At 60.2% G+C, this 14,176-nt stretch carries 14 protein-coding genes and 2 pseudogenes; 2 read left to right on the plus strand and 14 right to left on the minus strand.

Features of this window, described 5'->3' with window-relative positions:
• Nucleotides 1–3 precede the first annotated feature (3 nt).
• Nucleotides 4–1,572, plus strand: a complete 1,569-nt coding sequence (gene ppx / locus ACZ1HM_RS14535) for an exopolyphosphatase (RefSeq protein WP_472744629.1) — start codon at nucleotides 4–6, stop codon at nucleotides 1,570–1,572.
• A gap of 97 nt (nucleotides 1,573–1,669) precedes the next feature.
• On the opposite strand, the gene ACZ1HM_RS14540 is transcribed toward ppx, so the two are convergent.
• From ACZ1HM_RS14540 to ACZ1HM_RS14575, 8 genes and pseudogenes are all read right to left on the minus strand, one after another.
• Nucleotides 1,670–2,035, minus strand: coding sequence for a hypothetical protein (locus ACZ1HM_RS14540; protein ID WP_472743403.1), 366 nt, complete (start codon nucleotides 2,033–2,035; stop codon nucleotides 1,670–1,672).
• Between the two features lie 58 nt (nucleotides 2,036–2,093).
• Nucleotides 2,094–3,094: pseudogene (locus ACZ1HM_RS14545) on the minus strand (endonuclease/exonuclease/phosphatase family protein); the annotation flags it as partial.
• Complete coding sequence (locus ACZ1HM_RS14550) at nucleotides 3,094–3,774, minus strand: TerB family tellurite resistance protein (RefSeq protein ID WP_472743404.1); 681 nt, start codon at nucleotides 3,772–3,774, stop codon at nucleotides 3,094–3,096. The gene ACZ1HM_RS14550 and the pseudogene ACZ1HM_RS14545, both read right to left, overlap by 1 nt.
• Before the next feature lie 39 nt (nucleotides 3,775–3,813).
• On the minus strand, nucleotides 3,814–4,017 hold the full coding sequence (locus ACZ1HM_RS14555) for a GNAT family N-acetyltransferase (protein WP_472743405.1): 204 nt from the start codon (nucleotides 4,015–4,017) through the stop codon (nucleotides 3,814–3,816).
• Complete coding sequence (locus ACZ1HM_RS14560; protein ID WP_472743406.1) at nucleotides 4,002–4,292, minus strand: GNAT family N-acetyltransferase; 291 nt, start codon at nucleotides 4,290–4,292, stop codon at nucleotides 4,002–4,004. The genes ACZ1HM_RS14555 and ACZ1HM_RS14560 overlap by 16 nt, the downstream gene beginning before the upstream one ends.
• Nucleotides 4,289–4,906 (minus strand): VOC family protein, encoded by a 618-nt coding sequence (locus ACZ1HM_RS14565; protein ID WP_472743407.1) that lies wholly within the window; start codon nucleotides 4,904–4,906, stop codon nucleotides 4,289–4,291. The genes ACZ1HM_RS14560 and ACZ1HM_RS14565 overlap by 4 nt, the downstream gene beginning before the upstream one ends.
• Before the next feature lie 36 nt (nucleotides 4,907–4,942).
• Nucleotides 4,943–7,066, minus strand: a pseudogene (gene scpA, locus ACZ1HM_RS14570) (methylmalonyl-CoA mutase).
• A 15-nt stretch (nucleotides 7,067–7,081) separates the two neighbouring features.
• Nucleotides 7,082–8,038: a hypothetical protein gene (locus ACZ1HM_RS14575; RefSeq protein WP_472743408.1), complete on the minus strand. Its 957-nt coding sequence runs from the start codon at nucleotides 8,036–8,038 to the stop codon at nucleotides 7,082–7,084.
• Between the two features lie 99 nt (nucleotides 8,039–8,137).
• Between ACZ1HM_RS14575 and ACZ1HM_RS14580 the strand changes: the two genes are divergently transcribed.
• The gene (locus ACZ1HM_RS14580; protein WP_472743409.1) at nucleotides 8,138–8,593 is read left to right on the plus strand and encodes a DUF4174 domain-containing protein; all 456 of its coding nucleotides are present in this window, start codon (nucleotides 8,138–8,140) and stop codon (nucleotides 8,591–8,593) included.
• A gap of 91 nt (nucleotides 8,594–8,684) precedes the next feature.
• On the opposite strand, the gene ACZ1HM_RS14585 is transcribed toward ACZ1HM_RS14580, so the two are convergent.
• From ACZ1HM_RS14585 to ACZ1HM_RS14610, 6 genes are all read right to left on the minus strand, one after another.
• Nucleotides 8,685–10,730, minus strand: coding sequence for an acetyl-CoA carboxylase biotin carboxylase subunit (locus tag ACZ1HM_RS14585; RefSeq protein WP_472743410.1), 2,046 nt, complete (start codon nucleotides 10,728–10,730; stop codon nucleotides 8,685–8,687).
• A 111-nt stretch (nucleotides 10,731–10,841) separates the two neighbouring features.
• Nucleotides 10,842–11,048, minus strand: a complete 207-nt coding sequence (locus ACZ1HM_RS14590; RefSeq protein ID WP_472743411.1) for a hypothetical protein — start codon at nucleotides 11,046–11,048, stop codon at nucleotides 10,842–10,844.
• Between the two features lie 316 nt (nucleotides 11,049–11,364).
• Nucleotides 11,365–11,712, minus strand: coding sequence for a hypothetical protein (locus tag ACZ1HM_RS14595; RefSeq protein WP_472744630.1), 348 nt, complete (start codon nucleotides 11,710–11,712; stop codon nucleotides 11,365–11,367).
• 81 nt (nucleotides 11,713–11,793) lie between these two features.
• Entirely contained in the window at nucleotides 11,794–11,940 is a 147-nt protein-coding gene (locus ACZ1HM_RS14600) for a hypothetical protein (protein ID WP_472743412.1), read from the minus strand.
• Between the two features lie 214 nt (nucleotides 11,941–12,154).
• Nucleotides 12,155–12,523 (minus strand): DUF6497 family protein, encoded by a 369-nt coding sequence (locus ACZ1HM_RS14605; RefSeq protein ID WP_472743413.1) that lies wholly within the window; start codon nucleotides 12,521–12,523, stop codon nucleotides 12,155–12,157.
• An 81-nt stretch (nucleotides 12,524–12,604) separates the two neighbouring features.
• Nucleotides 12,605–14,137 carry an acyl-CoA carboxylase subunit beta gene (locus tag ACZ1HM_RS14610; RefSeq protein WP_472743414.1) on the minus strand — a complete coding sequence of 511 codons (1,533 nt, stop codon included), beginning with the start codon at nucleotides 14,135–14,137 and terminating at the stop codon, nucleotides 12,605–12,607.
• Nucleotides 14,138–14,176: the final 39 nt, after the last annotated feature.

Consider the following 14,176-nt stretch of genomic DNA (forward strand, 5'->3'; position numbering starts at 1 on the left):
GAAATGCACCGCTCCCCCGTGCCGGAAACCGGTGTTGCGGATCTGGGTCCGTTCAGCAAACCGCTTTTCGAAGATCCAAGCGCACGCGCGCTGGCCCGGGTGGGTGTGGTGGATGTGGGATCCAACTCTGTCCGTTTGGTGGTGTTTGACGGGGCCGCGCGGTCACCGGCTTATTTCTATAACGAAAAGATCATGTGCGCGCTTGGTGCTGGTTTGGCCGAGACCGGGCATCTGTCGCCCGAGGGGCGGACGCGGGCCCTGTCTGCGATGCGCCGGTTCAAAAAGCTGGCCGATGGCATGGGACTGTCTGAATTGACCGTTGTGGCCACGGCTGCGGTGCGCGATGCCTCAGACGGGGCCGCGTTTTGCGATGATGTGGCGCGCGAAACCGGGCTGCGCATCTGGGTCATCGACGGCGCGGAGGAGGCACGCCTGTCCGCGCAAGGCGTTTTGTTGGGCTGGCCGGGGGCCTACGGCCTTGTCTGCGACATTGGCGGGTCATCGCTGGAGCTGGCTGAGATATCGGGCGGCCGTGTCGGTAAACGAATTTCATCGCAACTGGGGCCGCTGAAATTGCGTGACATCAAAGGCGGTGCCAAGGCGCGGAGCGCGCATATCAAAGAGGTGATGCAGCATCTCAAAGACAAGATGGGCGCGCAGCGGGACCGGCTGTTTCTTGTTGGCGGCTCGTGGCGGGCGATTGCGCGGATAGACATGATCCGCCGGGGATATCCGCTGCATGTGCTGCATGAATACCGGATGACGGCCACCGCGGTGCGCGATACGGTCAAATACATCAAATCTTCAAACCTGGATGAGCTGCGCGCGGCCAGCGGCATCTCATCCACGCGCATGGCGCTGGTGCCCTACGCCGCCGAAGTGCTGTCGCGGCTGATGAAGACGTTCAAGCCCAAGGATATCGCGATTTCCAGCTACGGCATCCGCGAGGGCATGCTCTATGAACAAATGCCTCAGCGCCTGCGCGACCGTGATCCACTGATTGAGGCCTGCCGCTTTGCTGAGGCCAAGGACGCGCGGGTGCCAGGGTTTGGCAAAGCGCTTTACAACTTCATCATGCCCCTGTTCAAAAGCGCCCCCGCCCCGCGAAAGCGGTTGATCAAGGCGGCCTGCCTTTTGCACGACGTCAGCTGGCGGGCGCATCCCGATTACCGGGCAGAGGTGTGTTTTGACAACGCCACGCGGGCCAACCTGGGCGGCCTGAAACATGCAGAGCGGGTCTTTTTGGGGCTGGCGTTGTTGCACCGCTATTCGAACAAGCGCGAAAACAGCCGCTTTGCGGATCTGCATGACATGATCGACGAAAAGATGCGTCATGACGCAGAGGTTTTGGGCAAGGCGATGCGGTTTGGCGCGATGCTGTGGATGAACCCTGATGACGACCGGGGGGAGCTTCGGTGGTTTTCCAAGAAAAAAGAGCTGCATTTGCGGCTGACCAAGGACATGGTGCCGCTTTTTGGCGAAGTGGCCGAGGCACGGCTGAATTCACTTGCCAATTCGCTGGAGGCGACGGTGCATGTAAAAACCGTAAAGCCGAAGAAAAGCAAAGACTAACGCGGTATTTTCCGGGCTTTGGCGGCCAGGCGCTGCGCGCCAGTGGGACATCGCATTTCAGGCGAGCCTAATTGCGAATACCCCCTGGCGTTCTACCCTAAAGCTCGATCTGCGGCGCAGGGTCTTCGGGCTGCGTGGGTGCAGGTGCGTCGGGTTTGCGCCGAATGATGATGTCGCCATTGGGCAGCACCTCAGGCGCTTCATAAACGCTCCAATCCTCAATCTCATCCAGCAGAGCGGACAGCTTTGGCCCCATCTCAGCCGCGAAATCACGCAGCGCGGGGCCCATGTCATCCGCAAAACCCTGAAATTCGTCGATGGCCGGTTCCATCTCTTTCAGGATACCCTCCAAAAACAACTGCGCGCCCCGTTCCATGAGGGACAAACCTTCTTCCGCCTCCTCTGCCTGGGTGGCGGGGGCGATCAGTGCGCAGCAAAAAGCGACCGTAGCAATCTGTTTCATGCCGCCAATATAGGAAATCGGCGGCCAAATTACGAGTGATCGTCGAAATCAATCGTGACGGGAAGTGATCAGACGCGGTCACCAAGGCATCGCGCAGCTGCGGCTTGCGCCAGCAATCCGGGTCATCCAGAGGATGCCAAATGCGCCACTGCGCCCGCGCGCGCGGATCTCAGGGCTGACCATGATATAGTCCAGCAAGGCTTGCAGATACCGCTGTTCGGGCCGGATCCAGAACCGCGCGGTGGTGGGCATAGCCCCCAACCGGCGGCTAAGCGCCTGGCGGGCGTGTGGATCAAAAAGCGCATCCGGCTGGCCGTGGCCCAGCACAATCTCAACCGAGGATTTGCCAAAAAGGCTTTCGAATTCGTCCAGGCCCGGCCCGTCGTTCAGATCCCCCAGCACCATCAACGGCGTGCCTGCCTTCAGATGCGCCTCAATCCGCCCGCGCAACCAAATGGCCTGCGCCAACTGCTTGCGCCGGTTGGCGATGTTGATGCTGAGCGCTTCTGCATCTGAACGCGCGCCATGCGGTGCCTTGGATTTCAGATGCGCGCCGATCATGTGAAATTCAAAGCCTGCCTTGCTTTGAACCGTGACCTCAAGGGGTGGTTTGGAAAAGACGACAAGGTCTTCCGTCGCGTCGATGTCCAGATCAATCCGCAACGCCCCATCAAACCTGGGCGCGCCCTTGGCCCCCTCAATCCCTGTCGCAGGGCCCATGGGCGCATGCGCCGCGCTGAGTTTGTCTGGATCATAAAGCAGTGCGATTTCCTGCTGTGTGTCATTGGCAAACCCCAAGACCACTTCACGGGTGCGCAGGCCAAACCGCTCAGCAAAATTGCTGAGGGCGGCAATCGTGGCGCGGGATCTGCTTTGATCGGGCGCTTCGACGACCAGAACCGCATCTGCATCGATCGCCTGAAACACCTGACCCAGCGCTGCTGTCTGCTGAGCGCGGGTCACATCGTGCCGGCCGGACCACCCGGTGTCGTCCAAAAGCTGTCCGTCGTCATCAAAGAGCGCGTTGAACCATTCGACGTTATAAGTCGCGATGCGCATTAAGCCGCTTTGCCTGAGATCGTTTCCCACGCGCGGTTGACGTCAATCATCCGCTTTTCGGCAAGCTTGATGGCTTCGGGCGGCAACCCCCGCGCGATCAGCGCATCGGGGTGGTTTTCGCGCACCAGCTTGCGCCAGGCGGCGCGCGCTTCTTCGCGTGTGGCGGTGGGCAGGATGCCCAAAACCGTATGTGGCAGGGGCGAGGTATCGGGCACAAACCGCGCTTTGAGAGAGATGAAGTCATCCTCGGGCATCCCAAAGATTTGGGCGACGTCCTCCAGAAACGCATCTTCGTTCGGATGATAGGTGCCGTCGGCCATCGCGATGTGAAACAGCCCCTCCATCAAGTCGCTCAGCATCTCAGGCTGGTCATGAAACATCACAGCAATGCGCCGGGCGTAGTCGTCAAAGCCCGCCACGTCTTGCCGCGCGAGGTTGAACACCCGCGCCGCCCCTTCGGTGTCCGCCTCAGCGATCTGAAACACCTCGCGAAAGGCGGTCACCTCATCGCGGGTGACCAATCCGTCGGCTTTGGCCATCTTCGCCCCCAGCGCAATCACCGCAATCGTGAAGGCGACAGAGCGTTCAGGCGGGCTGCGCAGCCGGTCAAAGACCGCCGCCAGCCCCTCACCTGAGGTGAGCGCGGAAATCGCCTCTGTGATGCGTAACCAAATCGACATGGGGTAAGGGTAGACGAGCTTTGGGCAGAAGTCAGGGCGTCAAAGCGCTTTCTGCATCAAAATCAGATCAAGCCACTGGCCCGCCTTGCGCCCGACCTCGGGCATATGGGCGGTTTGCACAAATCCAAGCGCTTTGTGAAAGCGCACCGCTTGGGGGTTGGCGGAACTGATCGCGGCCACCATCACATGATGGCCCGCCTGCTGTGCCTCAGAAATTGCTTTTTCAATCAGGCGCTTACCCACGCCAGAACCTTGCGCCTGGGGGCCACAATCACCGTGTGTTCAACCGTTGCACGGTAGCCCGGGCCGCCGCGAAAGGGGCCATAGGTCACAAACCCCAGCCCCGCTTCGCCGTCCACAGCCACCCAGAACGCATCATTGCGCCCTTCAATCATCTGCCGCAGTGCCGGAAGCTGCTTTTCTTCGGTGGTAAAGGTGGCCAAGCTGTTGCGGATCATGTCGTTCCAAAGCCCGGCGATCCATGCAGCATCGCTGGGCTGTGCGGCGCGGATGATCACCGCAACACCTGCTCTGCACCGCCACCTTGAAAGCGCGCCGACAGTCCCGCCGCACCGGTTGTGAACTGCACACGTGCATCCGCAAGAACCGGGGCCAGCACCGCCGCAAGTGCAGAGGCTTGCGGGTGCGAGACCTCAAGCGATGTCAGACGCAGGCCAGAGGCGGCCAGGCGTGTGGCCGGGTGCACATCGGTTTCCCACTGAATGAGCGCAGGCGCACAATTGTCAAAGGGCAGGATCCCGTCCGCAGGCACAGCCATCCGCCACCGCAACGCGCCGCGTTGCAAGGAGACCGGCTGACCAAACCCATCGGGCAAGGCGGCAAGGGTTGCGTCCAGATCATCGCAACGGCAAATCCAATTGGTCAGCCGTGGCGGGCCTGAAAACCGGTCCAGATCAAACCACCGCGGCCTGTCTGGTGTGGGGGCGTCCGGGTTGATTGCGATGGCCTCAAGGTAGAGCCCATCTGCCAAGCCCAAGAGCGTGTTATGCGTGTGAAAGACCGCATGTTCCCCGCCCGCTTGCAAACCAACACCCAAGGCCTGTTCACAATGCGCCGTGGCCGCAGACAGCGTTTCTGCGGCCACCGCGATATGATCAAAGACAAGGCTCACGCTGCGCGCGCCTGTGCAGATGCCCAAGACACAGCGCTAGGCCCGTGCTTCGCGGATCAGGCGGAGGATGTCCTCGGCTGCTGCGGGGATGTTTGTGCCCGGACCAAAGATCGCCTTGACCCCCGCATCATAGAGGAATTGGTAGTCCTGCTGCGGGATGACGCCGCCACAGATCACCAGAATATCCTCGGCACCCGCCTCTTTCAGCGCCTTCACCAGCTGCGGGGCCAGGGTTTTGTGCCCGGCCGCCTGTGAGCTGATGCCAATGACATGCACATCGTTGTCGACGGCATCCTGCGCGGCCTCAGCAGGCGTTTGAAAGAGCGGGCCCACATCCACGTCAAAACCGATGTCCGCAAATGCCGTGGCGATCACCTTCGCCCCCCGGTCGTGGCCGTCCTGGCCCATTTTGACCACCAACATGCGCGGGCGGCGGCCTTCGTCTTCGGCGAATTGCTCAACTGATTTCTGGATCGCGGCAAAGCCTTCGTCCCCTTCATAGGCCGCGCCGTAAACCCCGGCGAGCGTTTTGACCTCTGCCCGGTGACGCCCGAATTCTTCTTCCATTGCCATGCTAATCTCTCCCACAGTGGCCCGGGCGCGGGCCGCTTCAACAGCCCCTTCCAGCAAGTTGCCGCCTTCTTTGGCGCGGCGTGTCAGTTCCGCAAGTGCGGCGGTGCAGGCCGCTTCATCGCGCGTCGCGCGGATCTCACCCAGTGCGGGCCACCTGCGCTTCGCGCACGGCAACGTTATCCACATCCAGAATGTCGATCTCTTCTTCGTGCTCGCGGCGGTATTTGTTGACGCCCACGATCACCTCATCGCCGCGGTCGATCATCGCCTGACGGCGCGCGGCGGCCTCCTCAATGCGCAGCTTGGGCATGCCAGAAGCGACGGCCTTGGTCATGCCGCCCATCTCTTCGACCTCTTCGATCAGCTTCCAGGCTTCTTCGGCCAGATCATGGGTCAGCTTTTCGACGTAGTAAGACCCGGCAAGTGGATCCACCACATTGGTCACGCCGGTTTCTTCCTGCAAAATCAGCTGGGTATTGCGCGCGATGCGGGCGGAGTTTTCGGTGGGCAGGGCAATCGCCTCATCAAAGCTGTTGGTGTGCAGTGACTGCGTGCCGCCCAGCACCGCTGACATCGCCTCAAAGGCCGTGCGCACCACGTTGTTGTAGGGGTCTTGTTCCTGCAAAGACACGCCAGAGGTTTGGCAATGGGTGCGCAGCATGGAGGATTTGGGGTTCTTGGGCTCAAACTCTGCCATGATCTTGTGCCACAGCAGACGGGCCGCGCGCAGCTTGGCCGCCTCCATGAAAAAGTTCATGCCGATGGCAAAGAAGAACGACAGGCGGCCTGCGAATTTGTCCACGTCCATGCCCCGCTCAATCGCGGCGCGCACGTATTCGCGCCCGTCCGCCAGGGTAAAGGCAAGCTCCTGCACCAGGTTCGCGCCCGCCTCTTGCATGTGATAGCCAGAGATCGAGATGGAGTTGAACTTGGGCATCTCATTTGAGGTGTATTCGATGATATCCGCAATGATCCGCATCGAGGGTTCGGGCGGATAGATATAGGTGTTGCGCACCATGAACTCTTTGAGAATGTCGTTCTGAATGGTGCCTGCCAGAACGGAGCGGTCATGCCCCTGCTCTTCGCCCGCCACGATAAAGTTTGCCAGGATCGGGATCACCGCGCCGTTCATCGTCATGGAGACCGAGACTTTGTCCAGCGGAATGCCGTCAAAGAGGATCTTCATATCCTCAACGGAATCGATGGCCACACCGGCTTTGCCCACATCGCCCTCAACCCGGGGGTGATCGCTGTCATAGCCGCGGTGGGTGGCCAGATCGAAGGCAACAGATACGCCCTGCTGACCGGCTGCCAGGTTTTTGCGGTAAAAGGCGTTGGATTCCTCAGCCGTGGAGAAACCGGCATATTGCCGGATCGTCCAGGGCGCCCGGCATACATCGTGGCTTTGACCCCACGGGTAAACGGTGCCTCACCCGGCAGGGTGCCCAGATGGCTCACCCCGTCCAGATCTGACGCGTCATAGACAGGTTGAACCGGGATGCCCTCCAGCGTTTGCCAGGTCAGATCATCCAGCGGGCGGCCCCGCAGCTCCGCCTCAGCAGCGCTGCGCCATTTGTCCTTTGTCATGTCCTTGTCCTTTCATCATGGCACCTGTTGGCGAAGTTCGCTTCGCTCTGGCTGGTGCGTATCCTCTGTCAGTTTGGCCAGACCATTTGCCCCGGCGGTCAGCCAGAACAAATCGTCCGCATATGTCTCGCGCACGGCGGCGGCCTGCATTTCCGTAAACGGCTGCCAGCGGCCCGTGCCGTCAGGCAGCAGATTGGGGTCTTGGCCGCGCTCTTTCAGGCCTTTGCGCAGCCCGTGCAAATCTGCTGATCTGTTCAGCCACCGGTGCTGCCGGTCTTGTGGCGCGGGTGCCGCAAGGGCGCTGGCCAACACGCGGTCAGGCATGCCTGCAAAGCGCTCAAAGGGAATGACCGCAATCTCTGCCCCTGGCGCGGCACAGGCCAGATCGGTGATCACATCACGCCACCCCCGTGGATGCGCCGCAATCGCCTTGAGCCGCTTTTTGCCCGGCACAGGATGGCCGCGCAAAACGGTCATGGCCGCCGCAGAAGCCCACCACAGTTCAGGCGAACGGACCGACAGCACGATGCGGCGCACCTGGCCTTCAAAGGCGGTCACCAGCCGCGCTGTCCGCTCGCCTGCGGCGGGGTAGAGCTGCTTTGATTTGAAGTTGTTCATCGGCGTGCCAAGGATGTTTTCATCGCTGACCAACAGTGTTTGCACCCCGCGTTGCGCGGCCTTGGCAGCGTTCAGCCCAATGCGGGACTGGGCACGCGCCGCAGCACGCATTGCCTCGGGGCTGCCGCCTTCGCGAAACAACCCGGAAAACATCTTGCCGCGCGTGCGCTTGCGGCCCCAAAAACCAATCCCTTGATCGGCCAGCACATCCATGTGATCACGCATGTAGTGCTGAAATGTCGTTGTCGCGGTGCGGTGCGCGCCCAGATGTAGGATGACGTCCATGACAGTCTGGTAAATCCTGTGCAAAATCGCCGCCCCAACCGGCTGAACTGCGGGGATGGCGTTTGTCATGACGCAGAACCCCTTGCCGCGAGCTTAATGGTCAAACCCTTCCGATTTACCATCGCAATTGCGGCAAACACGCTTATATCTGAGGGCACAGGAGACCCTATGAAACGCTTCATACCCCTTGTTATCGCAGGAATAATCGCCACCGGAGCTGCCGCACAGGAGGCCAGTGAGCTGACGGAAGACACCCTATTTCGGCAGGCTGATATGCCTGATTTGAGCGAATTCCGCTGGAAAAAGCGGCCCGTTGTCGTTTTTGCCGACAGCGAAAATGACCCGGCATTCCTTGAGCAGATTGATTTTCTGCAAGACCGCCGCGAAGAGCTGATTGAGCGCGATGTCGTGGTGTTGATTGACACCGATCCCGCAGCGCGCAGCGCCATGCGTCTGAAGATGCGCCCCCGTGGCTTCATGTTGGTGCTGGTTGGCAAGGATGGCGGCATCAAGCTGCGCAAGCCATTCCCGTGGAATGTCCGTGAGATCAACCGCAGCATTGACAAGATGCCGATGCGCCAACGCGAAATCCGTGACGCCAAGGAAGCCGCGCGCGACAGTTGAGGCAGGCGCGCGCACGCTGAGATGACCCGCATCTCAGCCCAAGCGCCCGCCGCCTGCCCCACATCTATCCGCGCGCCCAAAGCCACCGGATTTATTCGAACTCCATGATCACGTCATCAACCGCCAGGCTGTCGCCTGCGCTTGCGTTGATTTTGGTCACCACACCTTTGCGTTCTGCGCGCAGGATGTTCTCCATCTTCATGGCCTCAATGGTGCAAAGCGCCTGGCCTTCTTGCACTTCATCGCCCACGGCCACATCCATCTTCACCACCAGACCCGGCATCGGGCACAGCATCATCTTGGAGGTGTCTGGAGGCACTTTCTCTGGCATCTTGCGGGCCAGCTCGGCCTGGCGTGGGCTGCGGGTGTGGACCTTGATGTCCGCACCACGGGTGCGGATGCGGAACCCGCCCGAGATTTTGCCAACCTTCATCACCAATGGCGTGCCGTCCACAGTCATTGAGGCCAGCTGATCGCCCGGTGTCCAGTTGCCTGCAACACGGTGGCTGCTGCCGTCAGAGAAGTTCACCGTCGCCCCATCAGGATCAGCATCAATCACCACGTCAAAAGAGGCACTCTGCAGCGTGACGTTCCAATCGCTACCCACTTTGCGTTCGTGGTTGTCCATGCGGCCCGATACGCGCGTGCGGCGGATCTCGCCCACCCGGTGCATCGCCGCCGTTGCCGCTGCTATCCGGCGCAGCTCTGCCTCTGGCAGCTCAACGCCTTCGAAGCCTTCGGGGTATTCTTCCGCAATAAAGGCGGTGGTCATGTCGCCTGAGACGAACTTGGGGTGATCCATCACAGCCGACAGGAACGGCAGGTTATGGCCGATCCCCTCCACCTCAAAGCTGTCCAGCGCCACGCGCATCCGCTCAATCGCTTCGGCGCGGGTTGGGGCCCAGGTACACAGCTTGGCGATCATCGGGTCGTAATACATGCTGATCTCACCGCCCTCATAGACGCCGGTGTCATTGCGCACGGCCTCTTCCGCCGTTGGCGCATCATCGGCCCATTTGCCATTGTCAGACAGCGGGCCTGCGGCCACCTCTTGTGGCGGGCGGTAGCGGGTCAGACGGCCAATGGACGGCAGGAAACCGCGATAGGGGTCTTCGGCATAAAGACGGTTTTCAATCGCCCAACCGGTCAATGTGACATCGTCTTGGGTGATGCTGAGCTTTTCGCCGTTGGCCACACGGATCATCTGCTCCACCAGATCCACGCCGGTGATCAGCTCAGTGACAGGGTGTTCCACCTGCAAACGGGTGTTCATCTCAAGGAAATAAAAGTTCTTGTCGCCGTCCACGATGAATTCCACCGTGCCCGCGCTGGTATAGCCGACGGCCTGTGCCAGCGCGACCGCCTGCTCGCCCATCGCTTTGCGGGTGGCTTCATCCAGGAAGGGGCTTGGAGCCTCTTCGACCACCTTTTGGTTGCGACGCTGGATCGAACATTCCCGCTCGCCCAGATAGATCCCATTGCCATGGGCATCGCAGAGCACCTGAATTTCGATGTGCCGCGGCTGGGTGACGAACTTTTCAATAAAGATCCGGTCATCGCCAAAGGAATTGGCTGCCTCATTCTTGGAGGATTGGAAGCCTTCGCGCGCCTCTTCATCATTCCACGCAATCCGCATGCCCTTGCCACCGCCGCCGGCGGAGGCTTTGAGCATGACCGGGTAGCCGATTTCTGTACTGATCTTGACCGCCTCATCGGCGTCCTCAATCAGGCCCATGTAGCCAGGCACTGTGGAAACACCTGCCTCCTGCGCGATCTTTTTGGAGGTGATTTTATCCCCCATCTTCTCGATCGCCCCTTTGGGTGGGCCAACAAAGGCCACACCGGCCTCTTCCAAGGCCTCAGCGAACTTTGAATTCTCAGACAGAAAGCCATAGCCCGGGTGCACACATTCCGCCCCGCTTTCCTTGATCGCGGCCATCACCTTGTCGATGACGATATAGGACTGGTTCGCCGGAGGTGGTCCGATGTGAATGGCCTCATCAGCCATCTGCACATGCAGCGCCTGGGCATCTGCATCCGAATAAATCGCAACAGAGGTCAGCCCCATCTTGCGAGCTGTCTTAATCACACGGCAGGCGATTTCGCCCCGGTTGGCGATCAGGATTTTCTTGAACATGAGGTGTCCTTCTGGGTCTTGAGGGAATGGCAAAAACCCCGCAACAGCCGATGCTGTGCGGGGTTCAGGATTGCGGTGCGGCGCAGCGGGCTGCGCGCAGGTGAAAGAGTGTTAGCTACATCTGCCGGGGTTGAGCTGGCAGTAGGCGATGTTGCCCGCAGCCCCGATGGCTGCGCCCTGCGCCAGGCTGCCGCTGGTAATGGCAGCCGCGCCTGCACCGATGGCTGCACCGCCCAGCGCTTGATCGCCCAGAGTGTCGCCGCAGGCGGAAAGCCCGCCGCAGCATAGCAGGGCCAGTGTGATGTTTTTGATCGACATTTTGCGTTTCCTTGTCTGCTCTTTGCTTGCAGACCAACGCGGAACCGCGCGTTTGGTTCCATGCGGGTTGCAGGCGTTCTTTGAACCACCCCCCGCTGATGCAACCCGAAAAATCGGGGCCGTGCGACATGTGCGGGTGCGCACGGCCCCTGAGGGGAAGGGGTATGGTGTGCTGAAAACGATCCTTGGAGGGAATCACGTTCAACATCCCTGACGCTGACGGAGTGCTGCGATTCAACCAAGGGTTCGGTTTGCACCGCGCAAAAATCGGCTGTCCGCCGCTGATATTCCCGCAAACCGGGCAAAAACACGCCGATCATGGCTCAAACGCCTCTGGGAAAGCCGCGCGGGCGGCGGCTTCGTCAATGACAAGCAGCGCTTCATAGTCGGCAGGATCAAAGGGATCAGTCGCAGGCAACACCTCGCGTCCGAACATCCAGCTTAGGCGCCCTGCATCCAGGTTGCCCCGCTCAAACGGCTGATCGCCGAAATGCTCCCACAGCGCCTTCATGAAACCGGCATCCGCGCGCCGGTCGGCGGGTTTGCGATCTGAACGGCGTTCGCGCCGGGTGATCGGCGTGACACCTCGGGGGTTGGGTCGGCGAATGACGAATTGGAAATCTGTGCCGGGCAAACGCCCGGGAAACCCGCGATGTTTCAGCATGTAGGCTGGCATCAGACGACCCTCCGGATATGGGGCCGTGCGGGGGTCGGGACAGGCGCGCACGCCTGTCCCTGAGCAAGCTTACTTGTACTTGCCTGTGTATGTTGGCTCAACCGAGATGGGCTCGGGTTCAACCACCACGAATTCCTCTTCGGTCTGGCCGGAGGAACACGCTGCAACAGCGGCGATAAGGCCGGCGGCTGCGAAGAATTTGATGCTCTTGGACATCTCTGTCTCCTGTCGTTGTCATGGGGGCGCGCATCATCAGACTGCCTCACACGCCCCGTTGAGGGGATAAGGGATACAGGGGTATTCCTTGCGCCCAACATAAGCGATGTTGCGTGCAAAGCATACGCCAGCTGTGCCAATCGGCGGGTTTGTGACGGTAAAGCCTCATTCGGGCTGTTGGATGAGCTTTCAGGCGCAAGATATTGTGGTCGCATCACAAAAGCTCCCAGATGCAGGCGGTGCCATCGGCGCGAAATGCCTCAAAAAGCTGCGTCACCTGCGGGTTGGCCACGCCAAATTCCGTCTCCCGATCGGCCAGAGACACCACGATCACGTCCCCTGAAAGCGCGTATTCCGCGATGTAGGGCAGTGCCAAATTCTCACAAAGATGCATCATGTCTTGCGCCGTTGCCTCATAATCTTCGTTGCCCGCCACATCGGGGGCGACAAACCGAAACCGCAGCCACGTCTCGGCCCCCACTTCGTCAATCAGCACTTCTTGCAACGTGACCGGCTGGCCCGAAGGCACATCAAGCGCAAGCGCTGAGGTGGCCGTGAGAAGGAGGGCGAAGAAGTGTTTCATGATGACGACAACAGCACCGCGTCCGCAGGCGCGCTGCACAGATCTGTGATGTCATCCCCCCAAAGCACGGCGATCTCCCCCTCAAAGCGGAATATTATCGTGCTTTTTCCAGGGCATTTCCTTCTTCTTGTTCCGCAGCGAAGCAAACGCCCGCGCGATCCGTTTGCGCGTGGTGCGCGGCTGGATCACCTCGTCGATAAAGCCACGCTCAGCCGCGACAAAGGGGTTGGCAAAGCGGTCTTCATATTCCGCCGTGTGCTGGGCGATTTTTTCGGGATCATCGCGGTCTTTGCGGTGGATGATCTCAACCGCACCCTTGGCGCCCATGACGGCCACTTCGGCTGTGGGCCAGGCATAGTTGAAATCTGCCTGCAGGTGTTTGGAGGCCATCACCACATAGGCACCGCCATAGGTTTTTCGGGTGGCCACAGTCACCATGGGCACAGTCGCCTCACCATAAGCAAAAAGCAGCTTTGCGCCGTGTTTGATCACGCCGCCGTATTCCTGCGACGTCCCCGGCAAAAAGCCCGGCACATCGACAAGCGTCAGGATCGGAATTTCAAAGGCATCGCAGAAGCGCACAAAACGTGCCGCTTTGCGCGAGCTGTCGATGTCCAGCACACCGGCCAGCACCATGGGCTGGTTGGCCACAACGCCCACAGTGCGCCCTTCGATGCGGATGAAGCCGGTGATGATGTTTTTGGCGAAATCCTCTTGGATCTCATAAAAATCGCCTTCATCCGCCAACTTCAGGATCAGCTCTTTCATATCGTAAGGCGTGTTCGGGTTGGCAGGCACCAGCGTATCAAGCGAGGCTTCAATGCGGTCAGGCTCATCAAAGAAGGGGCGCACGGGCGGCAATTCGCGGTTGTTGGAGGGGAGGAAATCCACCAGGCGGCGCACCTCGGCCAGGGCCTCAACATCGTTTTCAAATGCCGCGTCGGCGACGGAGGATTTCTTGGTATGGGTAGAAGCGCCACCCAGTTCCTCTGAGGTCACTTGTTCGTTGGTGACGGTCTTCACCACTTCAGGGCCGGTGACGAACATGTAAGAGCTGTCTTTGACCATGAAGATAAAGTCGGTCATCGCCGGGGAATAGACCGCGCCACCCGCGCAGGGGCCCATGATCACGCTGATTTGGGGCACCACGCCGGAGGCCATGATGTTGCGTTGGAAGACTTCGCCGTAACCCGCAAGCGAATCCACGCCTTCCTGAATGCGCGCGCCACCTGAATCGTTGATGCCGATCACGGGCGCGCCATTTTGCATCGCCATATCCATAATCTTGCAGATCTTCTTGGCGTGGGTTTCTGACACAGAGCCGCCCAAAACGGTGAAATCCTGGCTGAACACATAGACCAGACGCCCGTTGATCGTGCCCCAGCCGGTGACCACGCCGTCGCCTGCAGGCTTTTGATTTTCCATGCCAAAATCGGTGCATCGGTGGGTGACGAACATGTCGAACTCTTCAAAAGAGCCTTCGTCCAGCAGCAGGTCCACCCGTTCGCGCGCGGTCAGTTTGCCGCGTCCGTGCTGTGCATCAATCCGCGCCTGACCCCCGCCCATGCGGGCTGTTTCGCGGCGCTCTTCCAGCTGTTCGAGAATATCTTTCATGGCTCATCCCTGCTAAACATTTGCGATACTTTACCGAAT

The organism is Sulfitobacter sp. GN1-4, from assembly GCF_055693825.1.

What these genes read in the sequence shown, in the direction of transcription:
- ppx (WP_472744629.1), top strand. Translation starts at nt 4, where the DNA reads ATGCACCGCTCCCCCGTGCCGGAAACCGGTGTTGCGGATCTGGGTCCG.
- ACZ1HM_RS14540 (WP_472743403.1), bottom strand. Translation starts at nt 2,035, where the DNA reads ATGAAACAGATTGCTACGGTCGCTTTTTGCTGCGCACTGATCGCCCCC.
- ACZ1HM_RS14550 (WP_472743404.1), bottom strand. Translation starts at nt 3,774, where the DNA reads ATGTCGATTTGGTTACGCATCACAGAGGCGATTTCCGCGCTCACCTCA.
- ACZ1HM_RS14575 (WP_472743408.1), bottom strand. Translation starts at nt 8,038, where the DNA reads ATGACAAACGCCATCCCCGCAGTTCAGCCGGTTGGGGCGGCGATTTTG.
- ACZ1HM_RS14580 (WP_472743409.1), top strand. Translation starts at nt 8,138, where the DNA reads ATGAAACGCTTCATACCCCTTGTTATCGCAGGAATAATCGCCACCGGA.
- ACZ1HM_RS14585 (WP_472743410.1), bottom strand. Translation starts at nt 10,730, where the DNA reads ATGTTCAAGAAAATCCTGATCGCCAACCGGGGCGAAATCGCCTGCCGT.
- ACZ1HM_RS14590 (WP_472743411.1), bottom strand. Translation starts at nt 11,048, where the DNA reads ATGTCGATCAAAAACATCACACTGGCCCTGCTATGCTGCGGCGGGCTT.
- ACZ1HM_RS14595 (WP_472744630.1), bottom strand. Translation starts at nt 11,712, where the DNA reads ATGCTGAAACATCGCGGGTTTCCCGGGCGTTTGCCCGGCACAGATTTC.
- ACZ1HM_RS14600 (WP_472743412.1), bottom strand. Translation starts at nt 11,940, where the DNA reads ATGTCCAAGAGCATCAAATTCTTCGCAGCCGCCGGCCTTATCGCCGCT.
- ACZ1HM_RS14605 (WP_472743413.1), bottom strand. Translation starts at nt 12,523, where the DNA reads ATGAAACACTTCTTCGCCCTCCTTCTCACGGCCACCTCAGCGCTTGCG.
- ACZ1HM_RS14610 (WP_472743414.1), bottom strand. Translation starts at nt 14,137, where the DNA reads ATGAAAGATATTCTCGAACAGCTGGAAGAGCGCCGCGAAACAGCCCGC.